Below are 18561 nucleotides of genomic sequence, written 5' to 3' on the forward strand. Positions count from 1 at the left end.
TCGCACTTGCCTTAAAGATATCCAAGGGGTGTAAGGCACGTTGGCCATCTCTACTGTCCTGCACCAACACTTCCGAGCCGAACGTGCCATCTCTGGTGACGGCTCCACGTACTGGGTCGTCGTCAACGAGTCCTTCGAACTGCACATCGAGGCGTGTGCCTACCTGGCGGGTCTGCGTGGAGCGGACCGCGCGTACAACACCGAGCGGACGTACGCGGGCCGGATCGCCCTGTACCTGTCGTACTGCGCCGCCAACGGCGTGGACTGGACCCGCCCGAGCCTGGCTCAGCTGATGGCGATGATGCGGTGGCTGGTGGACGAGCCGCTGCCGTCGCGGGGGCGAAGGCCCGATCCGGTGCCGCGGTTTCGCAGCAAGGGCACCGCCAACGCGATCATGGGGACGGTCGGTGAGTTCCTGTCGTGGTGTGCGCTTCAGGGCTGGGTGCCGGCGAGCGTGGTGAGCCAGCTCGTGCAGCCGAAGTTCCTGCGCTACACCCCGCCCGGGTTCGATCCGGGCGAGGACGGCCAGCACCGCACGGTGCAGTCCCGGCGGATCAAGTACCGCGTCGCGGTGCCGGGATACGAGTGGCTGTCGGACGAGCAGATCGCCAAAGTCATCGGGTGCACGACGCACGCCCGTGACCGGTTCCTCGTCTCCCTGCTGGCAGTGACCGGGATGCGTATCGGCGAGGCCCTGGGGCTGCGGCGGGAGGACATGCACTTCCTGCCCGACTCCAGCTCGCTGGGCTGCCGGATCGAGGGGCCGCACGTGCACGTGCGGCGCCGGCTGAACAGCAACGGTGCCTACGCCAAGTCGCGGCAGTCCCGCTGGATTCCGGTCGAGGCCGAGACCGTCGCCCTGTACTCGGACTACCGCTACGAGCGCGACGAGATACCGGAGGCGGCCGGCTGCGACATGGTGTTCGTTAACCTCTTCCGCGCCCCGCTGGGCGAGCCGATGAAGTACGCCAGCACGTACGAGCTGTTTAGGCGGCTGGCCAAGCGGGCGGGGTTCGCGGCCAGGCCTCACATGTTCCGGCACTCCGCAATCACCCGGTGGGTCCGCTCCGGGGTGCCCAGGGATGTGGCCCAGAACATGGCCGGGCATGCCTCACCGCAGTCGATGGACCCCTACACCCACGCAACTGACCAGGACAAACGCGACGCCGTCGAGATGGTGGCCGCCAAGAGGAAGGAAGCCAGCGCGTGACGGCGACGGGGAATGTCGTACCGCTGCACCAGCCCCGACCCGCGCGGAAGGCGGGCATGGACGGCCTGCCGCCGGACGTGCTCGCGGGCTGGACCGCGTGGCTGGGCGAGCGGATCGACACCGGCTGGCGTCCGGGCGAGTGGGACAGTGAGGCCCGGCTGTTCAACGGGGACCCTGACAATCCCCGCACGGTGGTCTACCGGTGCGCCACGGCGGCCTGCGACGGCCTGTCCCGCACCCGGGGCCTGTGCGCCACCTGCGAGAAGGCTTGCCGCGCCAGCGAGTTGGAGCTGAGGGAGTTCCGGGCCGTCTTCGTCCCGGACCGCAACCGGGTGATCGCGGGCCAGCGGGCCGCCTGCCGCGTTGCGGGATGCCCGCGCGAGTCGATCCTGTGGGGGTTGTGCAACGCGCACGGCTCGCGGCGGCACAAGCACCTTCAGCGTGACCCCGGCTCCGACCTGGATGCGTGGATCGCCGTTCAGAAGCCGTACCCTCCGTCGCCCGCCTGTGCGGTGCCCGGCTGCCGTTACGACGCGCGGGCCACCTTCGGGCTGTGCTCGATGCACCAGACCCGGTGGAAGAAGCACACGGCCGTGTCTCGCCGGCGGCGCCCGGCGCCGGTGGTGACGGCGGAGTGGCTGGAGCGGCAGGCGCCGTTTTTGAACATCCACCAGTTCTCGCTCGCGCCCCTGCCTCCGGTGACCCGCCTGGAGATGCTGTACGCGCTTCAGCAGCGCGACGAACGCGGCCAGAAGATCGACCCGGTCGCGGTCCGCCAGGCCGTCGCCCACCTCGCCGACCGCGTGATGAGCATTGCCGCCGCCGACGCCGAGCAGGTCACGGGCCCGGCCCAGGCGAACGTGGATGCCCTGCTGCGGGAGACCCACCGCATCGTCACAGGCGCCTTCGACCGCTTCCAGGGCGTCGACCCGGCCAGCAGGGACGTGCTGGACCTGTCCGAACTCGGCGTGCGGGGACTGCGCGGTACTCCGACGCACCGCCCCGGTGGTCTGGACGTCTCGGAGGTGCGGCAGCCATGGCTGCGGCAGATCTTGGTCACCTGGATCGCAGAGACGAAGCCGACGACGAGCGAGGTCCGCCGGGCCCTGCGGGCCTGTCTGGCCGCCTCCCGGGCCCTTCAGATCCGGCCCGGCGGCGGCGAGGACCCGGCCGCGCTGGCCTTCGCCGACATGAACGCCGTGGTCGACACCTTCCGCCACCTGCCGAAGCTGGACGGCAATCCAATGTCGAACAAGCAGCGGGGCGCCCTGCTGTCGTTCTTCTTCAAGGTCCTCGATTACAACCGGGCCGCCGGGCACCTGGACGGCATGTCCGCCAGCTTCGCCCGCCACTCCAGCCACGTCATCAAGCAGGAGGAGGCGAACGAGGACGAGACCGGCAAGGCCCTGCCCGAGACGGTCATCGCCCAGCTCGACCAGCACACGCACCTGCTGGGCCAGGGCGTCTCCCACGGCCGGATGACTTCCGAGCAGGTCGGTGCGATGGGCCGCGCCGTCTACGAGCTGCTGCGGGACACCGGGCGGCGCCCGTACGAGATCGCCGAGCTGCGGACGAACTGCCTCGAACACGACGGCGGCGACTGGTCGCTGGTCTGGGACAACCGCAAGGGCCGCCGCAACGGCCGCCGCCTGCCCATCACCTCCGACACCGTGGAGACGATCAAGACCTGGCTCGCGGTCCGCGACACGCTGGAGCTGCCCACCGGCAGCGAGCCGTACCTGTTCCCGCCGGCCGGGGAGGACGGGATCGTGCGGCACCTGGTCTCCGGGCAGATCTCTACCCTGATCCGCGAGTGGACCAAGCGCATCCCCGTCCTGCTGGGCGAGGAGTTCGGCAAGGACGGCGAACGGGTACCGTTCGACACCTCGCTGATCTACCCGTACGCCTTCCGGCACTCCTATGCCCAGCGGCACGCGGACGCCGGAGTGCCCATCGACGTGCTGCGCGAGTTGATGGACCACAAGTCGATGCAGACCACCCAGCGCTACTACAAGATCAGTCAGAAGCGGAAGCGGCAGGCGGTCAACGTGATGCGCCTGCACACGGTGGACCGCAAGGGCCAGCCCGCGCCGATGGCATCGGCCACCGCGTACCAGGCCAGGTCGGTGGCGGTGCCGTTCGGCAATTGCACCGAGCCGTCCAACGTCAAGGCCGGCGGCAAAGCGTGCCCGATCCGCTTCCAGTGCGCCGCCTGCCCCTCCTACCGGCCCGACCCCTCGTACCTGCCCGCCATCGAGGACCACATCCGCTCGCTGAAGGCTGACCGGGAGATGGCCGTCATGATGGAGGCGGACGAGTTCGTCGTCCGCAACCTCGATGACCAGATCGCGGCCTTCAAGGGGACCGCAGAGACGATGAGGAAGCTGGTGGAGGCCATGAGCCCGGTCGAGCGGGAAGAGGTCGAGCAGGCCGCGACCGTTCTGCGCAAGGTGCGGGCCGCCCAGGGCAGCCGTGCCGCAGTCGCACTCGGCATGCCCGCCTTCCCCGCCCCGAGGGACGGGAGCACGGCATGAACCAGGCCAAGCGCACCCCCGGTGACGTGCTGCGGGCATCCCGCAAGAAGGACAGCCAGACCAAACGCGCCAAGGTCCTGGCCACGCTGGAGGCGATGGCCGAGCGCGGGGAGACGATCAGCTTCACCGCGGTGGCCCGTGCCGCCGGGGTCTCGAACTGGCTCGTCTACGCCGAAGGAGTGCGCGAGCAGATCGAGGCCGCCATGAAGAACCAGGCCAAGGCCGGGCGCCGCAAGAGCCAGGCCGGGGCGGACGCCTCTGCAGCGAGCCTGGCCACCGACCTGGCCCTGGTCCGCGAGGAGAACAAGGCCCTGCGCGAGGAACGCGACCGCCTCAAGAAGGCCGTCCAGCGCTCCCTGGGCGCCCAGCTCGACCAGGCCGGCACCAAGGAGCTGACCGCCCGGATCGACGAGCTGCTGGCGGCCGTGGAACGGCTCACTGTCGAGCGCGACGAGATACGCGCCGAGCGCGACGAACTCAGGCGCAAGCTCACCGAGACCGAGGACGACCTGGCCGCCGCCCGCGAGGCTGGCAAGCGCATGATGCGGCACGTCAACCGCGGCCCGCAGTGACCGGGGGCCGGGCGATGCCCGGCCCCCGGTCACTGCGGGCGTCTACCGCCTTAAGCGGAGGCAGCAGACTGGCGGGAGGTCAGCTCTGCAACCTGTGCCTCCAGGTCGGCGATGCGCTGGGCCTGGCGCCGCATGGTCCCGTGCGCCTGAAGGACCTTGCTGCCCAGGCCCTCCACGCCGCTGACCGTCTTCATGCAGCCCTCGGCGGCCTCGGCCATCTGCCCGAACGCCTCGGGCTCGATGCTGTTGGGGTTGTTTGCCTCGAACGTGCAGGCCCGGTGCATGTCGCCCATGTACGCCACGGCCTTGCGGCAGGCGAGCAGGGCGTCTCGGGCCCCGAACTCGTCGCCCTGTCCGGACTTGTGGAAGCGGGTCACCCTCGCTCCGCGCCGCTGCGGGTCGCGGGACGGCATGAACTGTTCGAGGCGGTGGCCGAGCACGTGGGCGGCGGCACGAGCCCGGGGTACCGCCCGCCGCAGCCGGCTGCCGTCGGGGATGCCAGTGCCGCGGGCGATATCCGCGTAGGACAGTTCGCGGCCGGTGTTGTGGTTCAGCCACAGCAGCACGTCGATCGCGTCCTGCTCGGCCTGGGAGGGGGTGCCGCTGTCGTGCTTGGCGCTCATCCCAGCTTCTTCTCGCTTTCGTCCAGGAACGCTTGCAGGGCGTCATCGTTCAGCGCGGTGTAGGGCCCGGCGACCAGGTCGCGGATGAAGCCGATGGCCGCCTCGGAGGCACCGCACAGCTCGGCGATGGCCCGGCGGCGGTCGTCGGTGAACTGCAACTGGCTGCGTTGCAGCAGCGACAGCACCCGCAGCGTGCCCAGGCGGACCTGCGTCATCTCGGTGAACACGGCCAGGGCCAGGTCCGGGTCGGCCGTCTCCCGGGCGACGGCCCGTACGGCCCGCTCGACATCCGCGGCTTCCACCTCCTGCTGCTGGCGTCCGGCGAGGGCTGCCGCGCGGTCGAAGGCCCAGTCGCGATCCTCGGCCGCGTGACGGGCCGCCGACCGGTCTTCGGTGTCCGCGTGGGCCTGGCGCCGCTCGAACTCGTCCAGGGCCTCCTTCGCGGCGGCACGGGCGGTGGCGTCGGCCAGGATCGCGGTCTTCAGCGCCTTGGGCTGCTGAGCTACGTAGACGGGGGAGCCCGGCTTGATGCCTGCCCGTTCGGCTTCCTGCTCGATCGCCTGCCGTCGTTCGCCGTTGTTCATACGGGCTTCGTAGCTGCGGTAGTAGCCGTGCTCGCCGAAGAACGGCACCTCCTCCTCGTCCGGCAGCTCAACGTGCAAGCCGGGTTCCAGCTTGTGGAAGGGGGGAACGATCCCGTCGGCAGCCGCACGCTTCCACGCCTCATGAAAGGCCATAACGCGCTTGTGGCTTGTCCCCGAGCGGCGGGCGAACTCCCGCGCGCTGATACGCCGGAAAACGGTTCGGTCGAACCGTTTCGTGGACTCCTGCTCGAAGCCGACTCCATGCCCCTCGTCAGGCTGGACACGCCGGGCAATCAGCAGGGCCCGGGCCCAGCCGCCCTTCCTGTCATGGGTGGCGAACTCTTCGATATCGGCGTTGAGGCGGTCCTCGCCGTCGTCCGTGACCGGGTCCATCACACGGCCACCATGTCCCGGGCCTCGGCCCGCTCAGCACCGGCCGTCTCCCTGCCGAGCCGGACCTTGACCCACATCGCGAGGACTTCGACCGTGCCGAGCGCTTCCTCGCAGGCGGCCCGCTGTTCGTCGGTGAACGACACAGCCCGCGGGTAGCGGTTCATCAAGGCCACCGCCTGGTCCCGCAGCCGCACCAGGTCGCGGGCCAGGGCCTGGGCCTTGCTCGGCTTCCCACCGGGGCAGTCGATGCGGTTCTCGCGGTCCCGGCGCCGCTTGTCGTCCATGGCTCGCTTCACCGAGTCCCGGAAGTCGGCGTCCTCCTCCACCAAGTCCCTGAGGATCTTGTCCCGTTCGGCGGGGTTGTCCTGGAGCAGGACACCGAGGTACTGGGACACGGACGTTTCCCCGGCTGGGTCCAGAAGGTCCTGCAAGGCCGGCCCGGTGCCCAGGGCCCGCTGGTACTGGGCCAAGGAGATCCGGACGGCGCCCGTCTCGCGGGCCTCCCGCAGCATCGCCCGCAGCGTGCCGTAGTCCTCGTCGTACGGTTTGCCGGAGGGGGACAAGCGGGCGCCTTCCCGCAGCACGCTGTAGCTGACGTGGACGCCACTGTCCGCTACGAGCTGCCGCACCGGCGGCGTGCACATCCGGGCGGTGTGGCGGTACTGGCGGGCCGTGCGCAGGTTCAGACTGATCTCGTCGCAATACCGGTCGAAGACACCCTCCCCGCCCGCAGCCGTGACGGACAGCAGCTTGTCCCCGATCACCAGCCGGTTCTCCCGGCCGTCGTCCATCAGCCGGCGCCCCTCGCGCACGTCCTGCTCTGTGTAGCTCATACGGATTCCTCATTGAACCGACAAGACGAGCGCACAGAGTAATCGGGTGAATGCACACCGTTTGATCTTCAAGGTGTTGCCACGAAAGCGGAGTTGACGCCTCAGTGGTGGTGAACAGCGAGGATGCCGGTCAAGGTGGAGGCAAGCTGCACCCGTGTGAGTGATGACCGGGGCTCAGTGCTGGCGGGCGTCGCGGAGGGCTGCCACGAGCGCGTTGAAGTCTCCGCTGTAGACGATCACTTCCTCGTCCTCGGCGGGGACGTCGAAGCGGGCGAAGAAGTCGTCGAGGGCTTCGGGGGTGACGGTCAGCGCGTTGGCGTCCTCGCGCTGGTTGCGCTCGGCCAGGCGTCGCAGCAGCTCGGTTCGGTCGGCGGGCAGGTAGACGACCTGGGGGTGGCCACCCGCTTCGCGGGCGGCCTGCCGCCAGGCGTCGCGCTCGGTGCGGCGCCACAGCCCGTGGTCCAGGACGACATCGTTCCCGGCCTCGATCTCCTTGAGGAACCGCTGCCGGATCGCTGCGATGACGGGCCGTTCGCGCTCGAAGTAGGTGTGCTCGGGGTAGTCCACGCCGTAGCGGCCGTGGAGGCGGTGGACTTCCTCGTCGACGGACAGCCGGGTAAAGCCGCGGGCGGCCAGGGCCTGGGCGACGGTGGTCTTCCCGGAGCCGGTCAGGCCGGCCAGGAGAACGGCGAGGGGCACGTGGTCATCCCTTCCGCGGCGAGCGTGTGCGAGCGTCGGGCATTGTCTCAGTCCTGGCCGGTGTGCGCGTAGGGCTGCCAGGTGGTGAAGATGCTGCGGGCCTCGGCGGGCCAGCCGGACGGCATCCGGTGCAGGCTCACCCGGCGGAAGGCGAACCGCGGGTCGCTGGTGTTGATCACGCCGCCGTGCTGGCCGACGTGGGCCAGCAGGCGGCCAGCCTCGTCGCGGACGGCTGGGGTGTGTTCCTGCCAGGTGCCGGTGGAGAAGTGCTGGATGCGTCGGTGGAGGTCGTCCAGGATGCCCGAGCGCCACTTGAAGTGGTGGACCGCACAGATGCGGTCCGCATCCGGCCGGTGGCCGGGGGCCCGGTGATTCCCGGAGGCCACGGCCACGTCGTGGCGGGCGAGGACGATCTTTCGGGGGTCGCCGTGCAGAAGCCGGTGGGTGAGGTGGCCGCCGAGGGGATAGGCGAGGTCGAGTCCGCCTTCGGGCCGCCAGCCGGTCAGGCGTCCGCTGGCGGCGACGCGGTCGAGCAGCAGCCCGCCGACCACGCGGTGCCCGGACTTGTCGGCCTGGGCGATCACCTCGGCGAGCGGGGCGGGGTACTGCTGGAACTCGTCAGCGTCGGCGAGCAGGTGCCAGCCGGGCCCGGCCCGGTGCCGCAGGGCGTCCCTGAGCTGGGTGTTGGTGTACTCATGCCATGGGCCGGTGCTGGTACCGGTGGGGATGATGCCGAGCTCGCGGACGGCGGCCTGGAGCTCGTGCCGGCGGATGTCGGGGACGTGGTCGGGAAAGTGGAAGGCGATCAGGAACCGCTCGACGCCCAGCCACCGGTAGTGGCGGACCCAGGCGTCCAGCAGGGGCGGCTCGATGGGGCCGACAACGGCGATCAGCGCGGGAGGCGTGCTCAGCATTCAGGACTCCTTTGTGCGCAGGCAGGCGAAGGTGCGGGTGAGGAAGTCGGCCTGCCCGGCGGCCGACCGCATGCCCAGCAGGCCGGGGGCGTCGGGGCCGGGCAGCGGGGGCGGCTGGCGGATGACGGTGTGCAGGGCGTCGGCGAGCGCGTCCGGGTCGCCGGCAGCGAACGTCAGAGCCCAAGGCTGGCCGTGCAGGCGGGCGGTGAGGGCCGGATCGTGGTCGGAGACGATCAGGGGGACGCCGAGGCGGGCGGAATCCATGACGAGCCCGGATTCCTTGCCGGTCCCGGGGCGGCGGGTGACCAGGGCGGCGTCGGCGGCGGCATACACCAGCCGCAGTACGGCTTCGCTGACCGGGCCGGGCACGATGTGCACCCGCAGGCCGGGCAGGTCCCGCCACCGCTTCAGGACGGCTTCGTCCAGCGGGGAGCCGGTGACCACCAGGTGCATCGGCTCCTTCAGCCGGGCCAGGGCTGCGTCGACGGTGTCGATGTCCTTGTAGGGCCACCAGCCGCCCACCAGGCAGACCACGGCCTCGCTGGCGGGGATGTCGAACGCGGCCCGGCCGCCCTCGCGTTCAGCAGCGGACAGGCGGCGGCCGTCGTCGACCGCGAAGCCGCCGACCACCGCGGGCAGCTCGGGGAAGGCAGCGGCGAACTGGTCGGCGACGGCCTGCGTCGGATACACCGCGACCACCCGTCCCTCGCCCCGGCGGGCGAGCCGGCCGAGCAGCCGTACGGCGGCGTCCTCTGTGGTGACCGCCTCGTGGACGCACCGCAGGTGCGGCTGGCCGCCCAAAAGGGCGGCGGCGCCGTGCAGGGCCTCGCTCGCGGTGAGGATCACCACCGCGTCGGCGCCGGGCTCCAGCCGGCGGGCAGCCCGCAGGGCCGCCCCCTCGGTGAGGCAGCGGGCGAGGAGGGTGACCTGGTGCGGCAGCCGCCGCAGGCGGTGGGGCCAACGGCGCGACCCGAAGACCCGCTGTCCGGCCGCGGAGAGCGCGGCGGTCAACCGGGCGGCGGCCAGCAGACCGCCCGCCGCCCGCCCGGACGGGCCGGTGACCAGCCGGGAACCCGCCTCGCGCAGGGCACGGACCGACTCGGCGGCGATCCCGTGCGGGGCGATGACCAGACTGCCGGGCCGGGCCTGGGCGAGGGCTACCAGCGTGCGCTGGTGGTGCCCGCCCAGGTGGTTCGCGTACGGCTCGATGAGCACGAGCGGACCGGTCATCCGGACACCGCCTGATCCCCGTGGGCGGCGGTGAACCTCTCGCGCAGCCAGGTGGGGTCGTTGAGGTGGTCGAACCGCTGCGGATCGCGGGCGGCTTCGCGGGCGAAGGAGACGCCTTCCCGGGCCCCGGCGGCGGCGTAGGCGGCGAACTCGCCGCTGTGGCTCGTCGTCCATGCCTGAAGGCGCTGGCGGGCGTCGTCGTCGGCCATCCCGTACTCGCTGCCGCGGGCCAGCATCGCGCACTCACGGAAACCGGCCTTCCAGGCGTGGAAGGGGCTCTGGTTGAACCGGGTGACCCCGGCGGTGTGCTGGGCGAACTCGATACGGCCGGGCAGGGCGGCGAGCACGTCCACGGCCTCGCCCATCTCCCGCAGGGCACTGCGGCGGATCAGCTTCAGCCCGCCGTAGCCGTAGGTCAGGCCGTTGACCGGGTTGACCGCCCGCCACACCCGCATGGACACCCCCTCGTCCAGCGGCTCCACCGTGGCCACATCGAAGTCGGTGTCGATGGCGAAGTCGCCGTCGGCGAGGAAGAACTGCTCACGGTCGACGACCTCGGCGCACAGCCGGTAGGCCCGGCGCATCCCGTGCACGCCGTGCAGGCGCTTGACGGTGCCGCCCAGCGTCCGCTGGAGCCGGGAGTGCAGGGAGTTGGCCATCGGCTCGTCGTACGACAGGAGAACCGCGTCGAAGCCGGTCACGAGATGGCCTCCAGGTAGCGGGCAGCGACCAGAGCGGGGGCGAAGTCGGCGGTGGAGGCGTGGGCCCGCTTGGCGTGCACGGCGTGGAACTCGTCGTCGGTGACGAGGCGTTCGGCCAGGGTGACGGCCTCGGCCGTCGTGGTGAAGCACAGCTCGGGGTCGATGTGCTCGGCCAGCCAGCCCAGCCGGGGCGAGATGACCGGCAGGCCCATGCCCTGGCAGTCGATCACGCTCATCGACCAGGGGCAGCCAGGCCTGAACGGGGCGATGCCGAAGCGGGCGCCGGCCAGCAGATTCTTGTAGCGGACGCGGTCGCCCCGGTCGGAGACGACCTGGACGTGCGGCAGGGCGGCGAGCTTGTCGCGCATCTTCTCCGGGCTGTCGTCCAGGCCCTTGCGTTCGGCCCGGCGCTGGCCGAACAGGTCCATCACCCGCAGCCTCACAGTGCCGGAGGTGACCAGGTCGCGGGCCAGGTCCACGAACTGCTCGGTGCCGTAGTGCGCGTACAGCCGGTGGTTGTAGATGCCGATCGCCCCGCCGGCCGCGGGCCGGGCGGCGGGGTCGCGGACCAGGCGCTCATCGCGCGGGGCGGGCACCACCCGCAGCCGGTCGCCCAGGTCCACGGTCATCCGGGCGGCGGCGGCCGACACCCAGGAGGCGGCCGTGGAGGAGTGGACCATCACCCGGTCGCAGGCGGCCAGGCCGGCGGCGAAGGCCAGCAGCACCGGCCGGCCCAGCCCCGCGTCGTTCAAGGACGGGTCCAGCAGGAGCTGACCGCCGCCGGTGAAGGAGAACGGCAGGTAGTGGCAGTACCCGGCGAGCAGGGCGTCAGATCCGGCCTCCAGCAGGGTCGTGCGGACCGCCGGAGCCTCCTCGACCTGATTGGCTACCACCACATCCGGCCGCTCGGCCCGGATCAGCGCCACCAGCTCGTCGATGTCCGCCGAGAACCGGGCCCGGTACTTCGTCCCCGGCACCTTCGTCTGGTGGAAGCGGCAGCGGGTGTCTCCGGCCGCAGCCGGGGCCGCGACAGTCACCTCGGCCCCGGCGTCGACCAGGGCCGGGGCCAGCAGGTCCGCGAAGATCCAGCCCGAGTCCGCCGACAGCCGGTCGGGGTTAGAGATGTTCAGCAGGTACAGCACGCGCATGGGGCGTCGCCTCCCTCATCTGCCCGGACGGGTCGATCCGGGTCGGTGAGGGAAGGAAACCGGCGACGTGAGCCGTGACGGGATGATGAACTTGGATCACTCACGGTTCATTCATGCTCACCAACAAGTGACGCGGGGCGGGGCTTCGATGGACGCGCACAGCGAGGAGATCACCGTCGAGCAGGCGGCCGAGGACTTCGCGGCCGAGGTGGCCAGGTGGCGGGAGGTACGCGGCATGTCCAAGCGGGCGTTAGCCCAGGCCATGGGCTTCGACCCGTCCTACGTCAGCCATATGGAGTCCGGCCGCACCAAGCCCACCGAGGAATTCGCCCGGCTCGCCGACGAAGCCCTGAACGCCGGGAAGGCGATCTGGCGCCGCTGGTGCGACTACGAGCAGGCCCGCACCCGCGACAGGCGCCCGCCCGCGGCCCCGCCGGCCCCGCGCAGGCCCGAGCAGCCGTACGCCACCGGCTCCGCCCTCGTGGTCGAACACGACGCCGCCCACCTGAAGTACGACGGCCGTTCGTACCGGCTCACCATGCGCCGACTGCTGCGGAACACCGGCGCCGAACCGGTGACCCGCTACCTAATCCGCATCAGCGTCGACCGCTACCCCGGCGACCCCGAGCGGTCCAACGCGCACTACCGGGCACACCCGCTGACCTGGGATGAACTCGACCTCACGGCCACCTGCCGGGGCGAGGCCATGCGCTGGCAGGCCAAGCACGACCGCGACGCCTTCAAGGAAGTCTGGCTGCTGTTCGACAACGAGCACGGCCGCTTCCCGCTCTACCCCGGCGAGTCCGTGTGGATCGAGTACGCGTACACCGTCGGGGACGACAAGTGGGGCAACTGGTTCCAGCGCGCCGTCCGTCTGCCCACCGAACAACTCGAAGTCCAGCTCGTCTTCCCCGCCCACCTCGACCCGGTGGTCTGGGGCACCGAGACCTCGATGACCGCCGAAGCCTCCCCGCTGCGGACGCCGCCTGTCCGCAGCGACGACGGTGACCTACGGCAATTCACGTGGATCACGGCCACACCCGCTCTGCACGCTCGGTACCGTCTTGAGTGGCGGTTCCGGGCACGGCCCGAACGCGAAACGGATCAAGGGGAGTTCAGGTGATTGACGTGCGGCCCAGCCAGCAGATGCGAGACCTCGGAGTCGTCCAGCACGGCGCCGGCATCCTCGCCGAACCGGCCCGCGCCTTCGACCTGCCCGCCGAGCGCGATGAGGCCGAGCGCATCACCGACGAGCTGTTCGCCGTCATGGAGCGGATCGGTCAGGTCCACCCCTTCGCCAAGGGCATGGGCATCGCCGCTCCGCAGATCGGCATTGGCCGGGCCGCCGCAGTCGTCCAGCCGCCGGGCGCCGCACCCGCCATCATCCTGCTCAACCCGGAGATCATCGACCGCTCCGAGGAGATGGACGAGCAGTACGAGGGCTGCCTCAGCTTCTTCGACGTCCGCGGCCTCGTCCCCCGCCCCCTGAAGATCACCGTCGAGACCACGGCCCTGACCGGCGAGACCGTCACCACCGTGTACGAACGCGGCCTCGCCCGCCTCATCCACCACGAGATCGACCACCTCGACGGCCTGCTGTACACCGCCCGCATGAGGACCGGAGTCGACCCCATCCCCGTCGAGCAGTACCGGCAGACTGGTCAGACCTGGGTCTACGATGGCACTTGATCCTTCACGAGTGCCGCTACCAGCGCATTCACTGTGACTTAGCGGAGGAAGCCGCCACGTCCCGCAGCCGATTCAGCGTGACAGCTACTTGCTGACCGAGGTCCGTGAGCCGGTAGGTGATGGTGACCGGCCGGGTTGCAGCGACATGCCGGGATACCAGTCCGCTGCTCTCCAGATCAGCTAGGCGACTGGAGAGCATGCGGTTGGAAATGCCGGGGACGTCTCCCTGGATCTCGCCGAATCGTCGCGAGTCTTCAAAGGCGTGGAGCGCCAGCAGGATGTGCATCGTCCACCTGGCCGAAAGGGTTTGAAGGAGGTCATTCTGGGCCCGGGACAGCGGGGTGCTGCGGTCGCTGGCGCTCATGTCCCTCCTTCCTCGGCGTGGTACGAGCTTAGAAGGGAGGCTTCTCCCCGTTCTCGACGGTGTCGAACAGAGCGTCGCTGTGCGTCTCGTCGTCCTTCTGGTTCGCTTCGGGTTCGGCCTTCGGTGCGTGTTCCTTGAGCATGACGAACTTGGGGAACTTGCCCGGATTCTTATCGTCTTCCCGGGCGACCGCGACCCACTGGCCCGGGTAGAGCTGATCAAGCGCCTGCTTCACTAGACGCAGGCCCCAGTCGAAGGCGGACCCATCGCGCTGGGCATGGGCGGGTGCCTTCTCTGCCAGCATGTGGGCGAGATGGCCCCACTTGATGCCGCGAGTGGTGTTGATCATCTTGTGGAACTCGGGCTTGTTGTCACGCAGGTGGACGATCGCGATTGCGCTGTCGTCTGCCGCGGGCTCTTCCCCAGCTGCCACGCTGGTGGTGCCTTGCGGATGGCTGGCGGCGAGACTGGCGGAGGCGGCCCGAGCTTCGGAACGTCGCTTTTCAACGGCGGTTCGGGCTTGGGCGGCGAAGCTGTCGGGGGCCGGGAGCGAGTAGTCGGGGTCGGCCATCTCGTAGGAGTCCTCGAAACTGAGGACGCGCACCGAGATGGGGTAAGGGCGCGAGTGCCGGTCGGTGCCGGGTGCACTAGACCAGTAGACGCCGTTGCCGACGAGCGGCTCGTTGAGCAGGGTGGCGAGCAAGTCCTCGGAGAAGTGGGCGTTGGCCTTCTTCAGGGAGATCAGGTCACCCTGCGAGAGCAGGTGGAAGACGAAGAAGTTGTCTCCCTGGCTTAGGAGTTCCTGCGGCAGGCTGCCCGGCTGCTGCGTGATGAGCAGGGCGCCGAGGTCGTATTTGCGGCCTTCCTTGACCCAGGAGACGAAGGGACCGTCCTCGCTCTGGCTGGAGCCACCGAGGACGGACTGCGCCTCCTCGATGACGGCGATGGTAGGGATGGACTTGGGGTCGGCCTCAGTGAACTGGTTCTGGTTGTGCTCGAAGATGTCGCCGAGGATGACGCCGGCGAGCTGGAGTCCCTGAGAGCCACGCATCTGGGAGATGTCCACCACGCAGAGCTTGCCCTGGGCCAGGCAGTCCTTCAGAGCGCTCAGGAGCTGGCTGTCGGGGTCGTGGAGAGCGTTCACGACGCGGGTCATGTTGCCGATCGCAGCGTTCGTTTCGGCTTCCTGGCTTTCGCCGAGGTTCAGGATCTCCCGCACCTGGTCGCGGTCGGCTCCGTACTTGTCGCGGTGGATCAGGTCGACGAGACGGCTCCACTTGGGCCCGTCGAGGGACTTGAGCTTGACGACGTTCTGCTGGTCCTGCTTCTCCGGCGGCAGCGCGATACCGAGTACGCGTGAGGCCTGCAGTTCCTTGATGTTCAGCTTGACGCCGTTGACGACGAAGGACTGGTAGAAGTCGCTGGGGCCCTTGCGGTTGGTGAAGACCACCAGCTTGTCGCGCAGGTGCGGCACGTCACACAGGGCGGGGCGGCCCTTGAAGTCGGGCCAGAAGTATTCGCCGTCCGGGTCGAAGATGACCGTGCCCACGGGTGCCTCGCCGGACCGGCGCGGGACAGTGGGCTGGTGCTCGTAGAGGGCGGAGAAGAGCAGTTTGACCAGGTTGGACTTGCCAAAGCCGGCGCGGGCGAAGACGAAGCTGCGACGCGCTACGAGTTTGTCGATCTGGAAGGTCGGCATGATCGCGGGCTGCTGGATCTGCATCCAGGAGGTGTCGCCTACGCGCTTGTCGTTACCGGCGTAGACAAATTCACCGAAGGCGAGGAAACCGATGGGCACCGCGCCGTCGTCGGTGTCGTTGGCGTTGACGACCTCAGCGAGAAGGTCGTCTCCCAGGAGGGCGACCTGGGCGCCGACGTGCGGCAGGCGCCGGTGGCTGGGGACGAAGATGTGCTTGTCGCCCTCCATGCGGAGAACGCCGAGGATGCGGATGTCGACCTTGTACTTCAGGTAGCGCTCGCGCAGCTCGTCAGGGATGGGCCGCTGGTCGCGCACAGCGCGGGTGGCGTAGTCCTCACCGATGGGGGACACCAGGCGGCCTTGGGAGGAGATGGTGGTGATCCGTCCCAGGATGGCTTCACGCTCGTGTTCGAGCTGGACAAGGACGAACTGGCCGTGCATGGCCATGGTCTGGAAGTCGTCGTGGTGCGGCAGGACGAGATCGGCGTGGAACTCCATGCCGCTTTCGGCGAAGCCGCGGAAGGTGCCGACGACTTTGTCGCGCTCGAACAGGCTCATGACGGTTCTTGCTCCACAGTGCGCGGGGCGGACAGAAAAAGGTGTTACTCGTAGCGGCGGGCGGCCACGTCGGAGGCCAGCCGCAGGGCGTCGATGACCGGGGCCTTCTCTTCGCCGACCTGGTTGCGGACGGCGTCGACGAGCTGGTCTTCGATGATGTCCATGTCCAGGTCGGCGACGCGGGAGAAGCTGTCAGCCTGCTGGATGCAGTTCGGGTAGAGCGGGATCGGGAAGCCGGCCACGGCGTCGGCCTGCAGGTAGCCGAAGATCGCCTGAGCTTCCTTGTCCTGGCGGGCCATGACGTCCACGGTCCAGATGGGGTCGCCGGAGTATGGTCCAAAGCGGACGAAGTACATGGAACCGATGTTGAACTTCGGCTTCTCGCCCTTGGACTCGTCTTCAATGCCTCTCGTGTACTCGTCCCACACGTACACCTCGTCCAGCATCTCCGGAGGCACCTTGGCGAAGCAGGCGGCGCCGTTGTCGAACACGCCGGACAGAGAGATCGCAAGTCGGTAGTACTCCAGGACTTGGGTCTTCTTCGCCAGCCCCACCAGCCACACCTTGCGGCGGTCATTGCGCCGGATTCGTTCGATGGCCTCATACATCAGCTCGCCCATCTTCACGAACAGCTCGCCGTGGAAGATCTTGCTGCGCAGTAGGCCGTCGCGGACGATCAGGGTGTCGACCGCGTAGTCGCGGTGGCAGATCAGGTCGTACAGGGTGGCCCACTCGCACAGATCGCGGAAGACCTGCACCCAGCTGGGCGACTTGCCGGACATCATCGGGGAGAGGTCCTGGAGTCTTTCGACGCCGAGGCCGTGCATCATCCTGCCGAGGGCGGTGCGCGGGCTGCCGTCCTCGTGGAACTGGCGGCGGCTCAGGGCGTCGATGTCGGAGATCGGGGAGACGACCTCCATACACAGCTCTTTGCCGTTGGAGTCAACGACCCGGACGACCTGCAGGTAGAACGGGTTGAATGCGACCTTGTTGTTGCCTCCGTCAGAGGACATCAGCGCGACCGACGTTGCTGCCCGCGGCTTAATCACCCGGACCTCGGAGCGGATGGCGCGGGCCTGCTGGACCAGCTTGTCCAGCTCCGCGCGGCCAGCTTCGACCTGGTCGCCGATCAGCTGCTTGAGCTGCCTGATCTGGTCCGCGTCGAACATGCCTCTCCCCACACCCCGCTCGTGCTGTCACAGCCGAGTGATTCACTCGTCTGGCCCCACAGCATGACACGAGGCACTGACAGTCCGTTACGCAGTTGTGGGAAGTAACCGGGTTACCCGATCATCGGGGCAGTCCGACCAACTCGGCCACAAGGTCGATCTCCTCGATGGCGGAGCCAGCCTTGCCGAACTGCTCGGCTTGCCGGGTGCGCTTGGGAGGAGTGCCAGCCTTGTGGACGTCCTTGATGACCCACCCGGCTTTCGCTTCCTTCACGGAGGCCAGCAGCATCTGCTCCGGTTCGGTACGGGCGGAGGGCAGGGCACCGAAGCGGATGGCGAGCCGGGCGCCTTGGCGGCAGCGGCGGGCAGTGGCGGCCCACACCTCGGCCAGAGCCTGGATGAACGCCTCCTGGTTCGGCTGGCGGGCGATCTGCCCATGCGTACCGTAGGGGACCTCCGGAGGACCACCGAGGAACCACGAGCGCAGCCACTGATCCGCCACGTAGGTGCGCATGCCGTAGTACGGCGGCGAGGTGACCACCAGGTCGAACTTCTGCCGCAGGCCGTTGAGGATCTCGACGGAGTCCCCCTGATACACCTTCCCGCCATGAGCAAGAGGGGCCGCATCCAACAGGCGCTTAGACCGCCGCTCAATGACCTCCAAGGACGGGATGCGCACCGGCTTCATGTTGCGCTGGGACCAGAACTTCACCGCGTAGGCAGGCTTGGAGGCGTAGGTACGCGGCATCTGGTTCGACAGATACGACGGGAGGTTTTTGTTGCGCGGGCCGTGCAGGATGCCCAGCATGACTGCCCGCAACATCGCCGCCGTCGGCGTGGTCATCTCCAGCAGGGCCTCGCGTAGAGTCACGAGCTCGTGCAGCGTCTCACGCTCGAAGCACCACTGCCAAAACTCGCCCTCGGGTACCTCACCCCGCATACCGCCGTCGAGGATCTGCCGGGCGAGCCTGACCACGGCGGCCGGTGTGACCCGGATGAGCTTGGCCTGCGCTATGGCGACGGCCACCGGGTTGATGTCGATGCCCACCGACGGCAGTCCGGCCAGGCGTGCGGCATACAGCGTGGTACCCCGCCCGCAGAACGGGTCCAGCACTCGGGTGGCCTGCGGGTGGGCAGCCAGCTGCTGAAGCGGAAAGTCCAACGGAAACATCGTGTAGTACGGGCAGACGGCATTCAGCCGCAGCACATCTTCGGGCCAGCTCAAGGAAGGGGCCGCCGCCGTCACCGTCATAGGTGTAATGATACAGGTATAGTTACACCCATGCCACGAAGGAGGCTCGATCCTGCCGCCCAGCGCCGTGGGCAGATGCTCGCCTCCCGTCTGACGCAGGCCCGCCGCGCCTCTGGTCGCTCCGCCGAGGCCGTAGCCCGCAGCGCCGGCATCTCCGTCGAAACCGTCCGCAGTATCGAGAAGGGCCGGACGGCTACGCCAGAATTCTTCACCGTTGCCGCCCTGGCCACTGAGCTGGGGCTATCACTGGACGAGTTGTATACCTTCACTCGGCAGGACTCCACCCGCGACGCCCAATCGCTCGCTGACCCTCCCAGAACCTCTAGCTGAGAAGCCATCCGCTTTCCGAACGTGATCTGTTGGTTCGGCTGTGGTGGGCATGAACTCCG

18 protein-coding genes are annotated in these 18561 nt (G+C 69.1%); 6 read left to right on the forward strand and 12 right to left on the reverse strand.

Annotated features, from left to right (window positions below; translation table 11 throughout):
* Nucleotides 1-163: 163 nt before the first annotated feature.
* The 3 genes from ABD207_RS28900 to ABD207_RS28910 are packed head-to-tail and all read left to right on the forward strand — an operon-like array spanning nt 164 to nt 4316.
* Entirely contained in the window at nt 164-1210 is a 1047-nt protein-coding gene (locus ABD207_RS28900; protein WP_344016194.1) for a tyrosine-type recombinase/integrase, read from the forward strand.
* Complete coding sequence (locus ABD207_RS28905) at nt 1207-3744, forward strand: tyrosine-type recombinase/integrase (RefSeq protein WP_344016176.1); 2538 nt, start codon at nt 1207-1209, stop codon at nt 3742-3744. The genes ABD207_RS28900 and ABD207_RS28905 overlap by 4 nt, the downstream gene beginning before the upstream one ends.
* Nucleotides 3741-4316, forward strand: coding sequence for a DUF6262 family protein (locus ABD207_RS28910; RefSeq protein WP_344016177.1), 576 nt, complete (start codon nt 3741-3743; stop codon nt 4314-4316). The genes ABD207_RS28905 and ABD207_RS28910 overlap by 4 nt, the downstream gene beginning before the upstream one ends.
* 50 nt (nt 4317-4366) lie before the next feature.
* Here ABD207_RS28910 and ABD207_RS28915 read toward each other — a convergent pair whose 3' ends face one another.
* From ABD207_RS28915 to ABD207_RS28950, 8 genes are all read right to left on the reverse strand, one after another.
* A complete protein-coding gene (locus ABD207_RS28915; RefSeq protein WP_344016178.1) occupies nt 4367-4939 on the reverse strand; it encodes a hypothetical protein in 573 nt (190 codons plus the stop codon).
* Entirely contained in the window at nt 4936-5916 is a 981-nt protein-coding gene (locus ABD207_RS28920) for a hypothetical protein (RefSeq protein ID WP_344016179.1), read from the reverse strand. The genes ABD207_RS28915 and ABD207_RS28920 overlap by 4 nt, the downstream gene beginning before the upstream one ends.
* Nucleotides 5916-6749 (reverse strand): hypothetical protein, encoded by an 834-nt coding sequence (locus tag ABD207_RS28925; protein ID WP_344016180.1) that lies wholly within the window; start codon nt 6747-6749, stop codon nt 5916-5918. The genes ABD207_RS28920 and ABD207_RS28925 overlap by 1 nt, the downstream gene beginning before the upstream one ends.
* Nucleotides 6750-6923: 174 nt before the next feature.
* Nucleotides 6924-7448 (reverse strand): P-loop nucleotide/nucleoside kinase family protein, encoded by a 525-nt coding sequence (locus ABD207_RS28930; RefSeq protein ID WP_344016181.1) that lies wholly within the window; start codon nt 7446-7448, stop codon nt 6924-6926.
* A 47-nt stretch (nt 7449-7495) separates the two neighbouring features.
* The gene (locus ABD207_RS28935; protein WP_344016182.1) at nt 7496-8362 is read right to left on the reverse strand and encodes a glycosyltransferase family 2 protein; all 867 of its coding nucleotides are present in this window, start codon (nt 8360-8362) and stop codon (nt 7496-7498) included.
* Nucleotides 8363-9592, reverse strand: coding sequence for a glycosyltransferase (locus ABD207_RS28940; RefSeq protein WP_344016183.1), 1230 nt, complete (start codon nt 9590-9592; stop codon nt 8363-8365).
* Nucleotides 9589-10293, reverse strand: a complete 705-nt coding sequence (locus tag ABD207_RS28945; RefSeq protein ID WP_344016184.1) for a hypothetical protein — start codon at nt 10291-10293, stop codon at nt 9589-9591. Before ABD207_RS28945 ends, ABD207_RS28940 begins: the two co-directional genes overlap by 4 nt.
* On the reverse strand, nt 10290-11441 hold the full coding sequence (locus tag ABD207_RS28950) for a glycosyltransferase (protein WP_344016185.1): 1152 nt from the start codon (nt 11439-11441) through the stop codon (nt 10290-10292). The genes ABD207_RS28945 and ABD207_RS28950 overlap by 4 nt, the downstream gene beginning before the upstream one ends.
* A gap of 148 nt (nt 11442-11589) precedes the next feature.
* Between ABD207_RS28950 and ABD207_RS28955 the strand changes: the two genes are divergently transcribed.
* The gene (locus ABD207_RS28955) at nt 11590-12564 is read left to right on the forward strand and encodes a helix-turn-helix domain-containing protein (protein ID WP_344016186.1); all 975 of its coding nucleotides are present in this window, start codon (nt 11590-11592) and stop codon (nt 12562-12564) included.
* The gene (locus ABD207_RS28960; RefSeq protein ID WP_344016187.1) at nt 12561-13130 is read left to right on the forward strand and encodes a peptide deformylase; all 570 of its coding nucleotides are present in this window, start codon (nt 12561-12563) and stop codon (nt 13128-13130) included. Before ABD207_RS28955 ends, ABD207_RS28960 begins: the two co-directional genes overlap by 4 nt.
* A 28-nt stretch (nt 13131-13158) precedes the next feature.
* Here ABD207_RS28960 and ABD207_RS28965 read toward each other — a convergent pair whose 3' ends face one another.
* The 4 genes from ABD207_RS28965 to ABD207_RS28980 form a co-directional block, all read right to left on the reverse strand.
* A complete protein-coding gene (locus tag ABD207_RS28965) occupies nt 13159-13494 on the reverse strand; it encodes a winged helix-turn-helix transcriptional regulator (protein WP_344016188.1) in 336 nt (111 codons plus the stop codon).
* A 28-nt stretch (nt 13495-13522) separates the two neighbouring features.
* Nucleotides 13523-15751: an ATP-binding protein gene (locus ABD207_RS28970; RefSeq protein WP_344016189.1), complete on the reverse strand. Its 2229-nt coding sequence runs from the start codon at nt 15749-15751 to the stop codon at nt 13523-13525.
* A 44-nt stretch (nt 15752-15795) separates the two neighbouring features.
* Nucleotides 15796-16920 carry a hypothetical protein gene (locus ABD207_RS28975; protein WP_344016190.1) on the reverse strand — a complete coding sequence of 375 codons (1125 nt, stop codon included), beginning with the start codon at nt 16918-16920 and terminating at the stop codon, nt 15796-15798.
* A 121-nt stretch (nt 16921-17041) separates the two neighbouring features.
* The gene (locus ABD207_RS28980; RefSeq protein WP_344016191.1) at nt 17042-18172 is read right to left on the reverse strand and encodes a DNA methyltransferase; all 1131 of its coding nucleotides are present in this window, start codon (nt 18170-18172) and stop codon (nt 17042-17044) included.
* 75 nt (nt 18173-18247) lie between these two features.
* Here ABD207_RS28980 and ABD207_RS28985 point away from each other — a divergent pair, with 75 nt between their 5' ends.
* Nucleotides 18248-18502 (forward strand): helix-turn-helix domain-containing protein, encoded by a 255-nt coding sequence (locus ABD207_RS28985; protein ID WP_344016195.1) that lies wholly within the window; start codon nt 18248-18250, stop codon nt 18500-18502.
* The last annotated feature ends 59 nt before the right edge of the window (nt 18503-18561 follow it).

Origin of the sequence: Streptomyces thermospinosisporus (assembly GCF_039526425.1) — a bacterium.
In the GTDB taxonomy this organism is placed as follows: Bacteria; Actinomycetota; Actinomycetes; order Streptomycetales; family Streptomycetaceae; genus Streptomyces; species Streptomyces thermocarboxydovorans.

Excerpts from the sequence above, each read along its gene's own strand:
- ABD207_RS28950 (WP_344016185.1), bottom strand. The coding sequence starts at position 11,441 with ATGCGCGTGCTGTACCTGCTGAACATCTCTAACCCCGACCGGCTGTCG.
- ABD207_RS28965 (WP_344016188.1), bottom strand. The coding sequence starts at position 13,494 with ATGAGCGCCAGCGACCGCAGCACCCCGCTGTCCCGGGCCCAGAATGAC.
- ABD207_RS28920 (WP_344016179.1), bottom strand. The coding sequence starts at position 5,916 with ATGGACCCGGTCACGGACGACGGCGAGGACCGCCTCAACGCCGATATC.
- ABD207_RS28955 (WP_344016186.1), top strand. The coding sequence starts at position 11,590 with ATGGACGCGCACAGCGAGGAGATCACCGTCGAGCAGGCGGCCGAGGAC.
- ABD207_RS28935 (WP_344016182.1), bottom strand. The coding sequence starts at position 8,362 with ATGCTGAGCACGCCTCCCGCGCTGATCGCCGTTGTCGGCCCCATCGAG.
- ABD207_RS28975 (WP_344016190.1), bottom strand. The coding sequence starts at position 16,920 with ATGTTCGACGCGGACCAGATCAGGCAGCTCAAGCAGCTGATCGGCGAC.
- ABD207_RS28980 (WP_344016191.1), bottom strand. The coding sequence starts at position 18,172 with ATGACGGTGACGGCGGCGGCCCCTTCCTTGAGCTGGCCCGAAGATGTG.
- ABD207_RS28940 (WP_344016183.1), bottom strand. The coding sequence starts at position 9,592 with ATGACCGGTCCGCTCGTGCTCATCGAGCCGTACGCGAACCACCTGGGC.
- ABD207_RS28925 (WP_344016180.1), bottom strand. The coding sequence starts at position 6,749 with ATGAGCTACACAGAGCAGGACGTGCGCGAGGGGCGCCGGCTGATGGAC.
- ABD207_RS28910 (WP_344016177.1), top strand. The coding sequence starts at position 3,741 with ATGAACCAGGCCAAGCGCACCCCCGGTGACGTGCTGCGGGCATCCCGC.
- ABD207_RS28970 (WP_344016189.1), bottom strand. The coding sequence starts at position 15,751 with ATGAGCCTGTTCGAGCGCGACAAAGTCGTCGGCACCTTCCGCGGCTTC.
- ABD207_RS28915 (WP_344016178.1), bottom strand. The coding sequence starts at position 4,939 with ATGAGCGCCAAGCACGACAGCGGCACCCCCTCCCAGGCCGAGCAGGAC.
- ABD207_RS28985 (WP_344016195.1), top strand. The coding sequence starts at position 18,248 with ATGCTCGCCTCCCGTCTGACGCAGGCCCGCCGCGCCTCTGGTCGCTCC.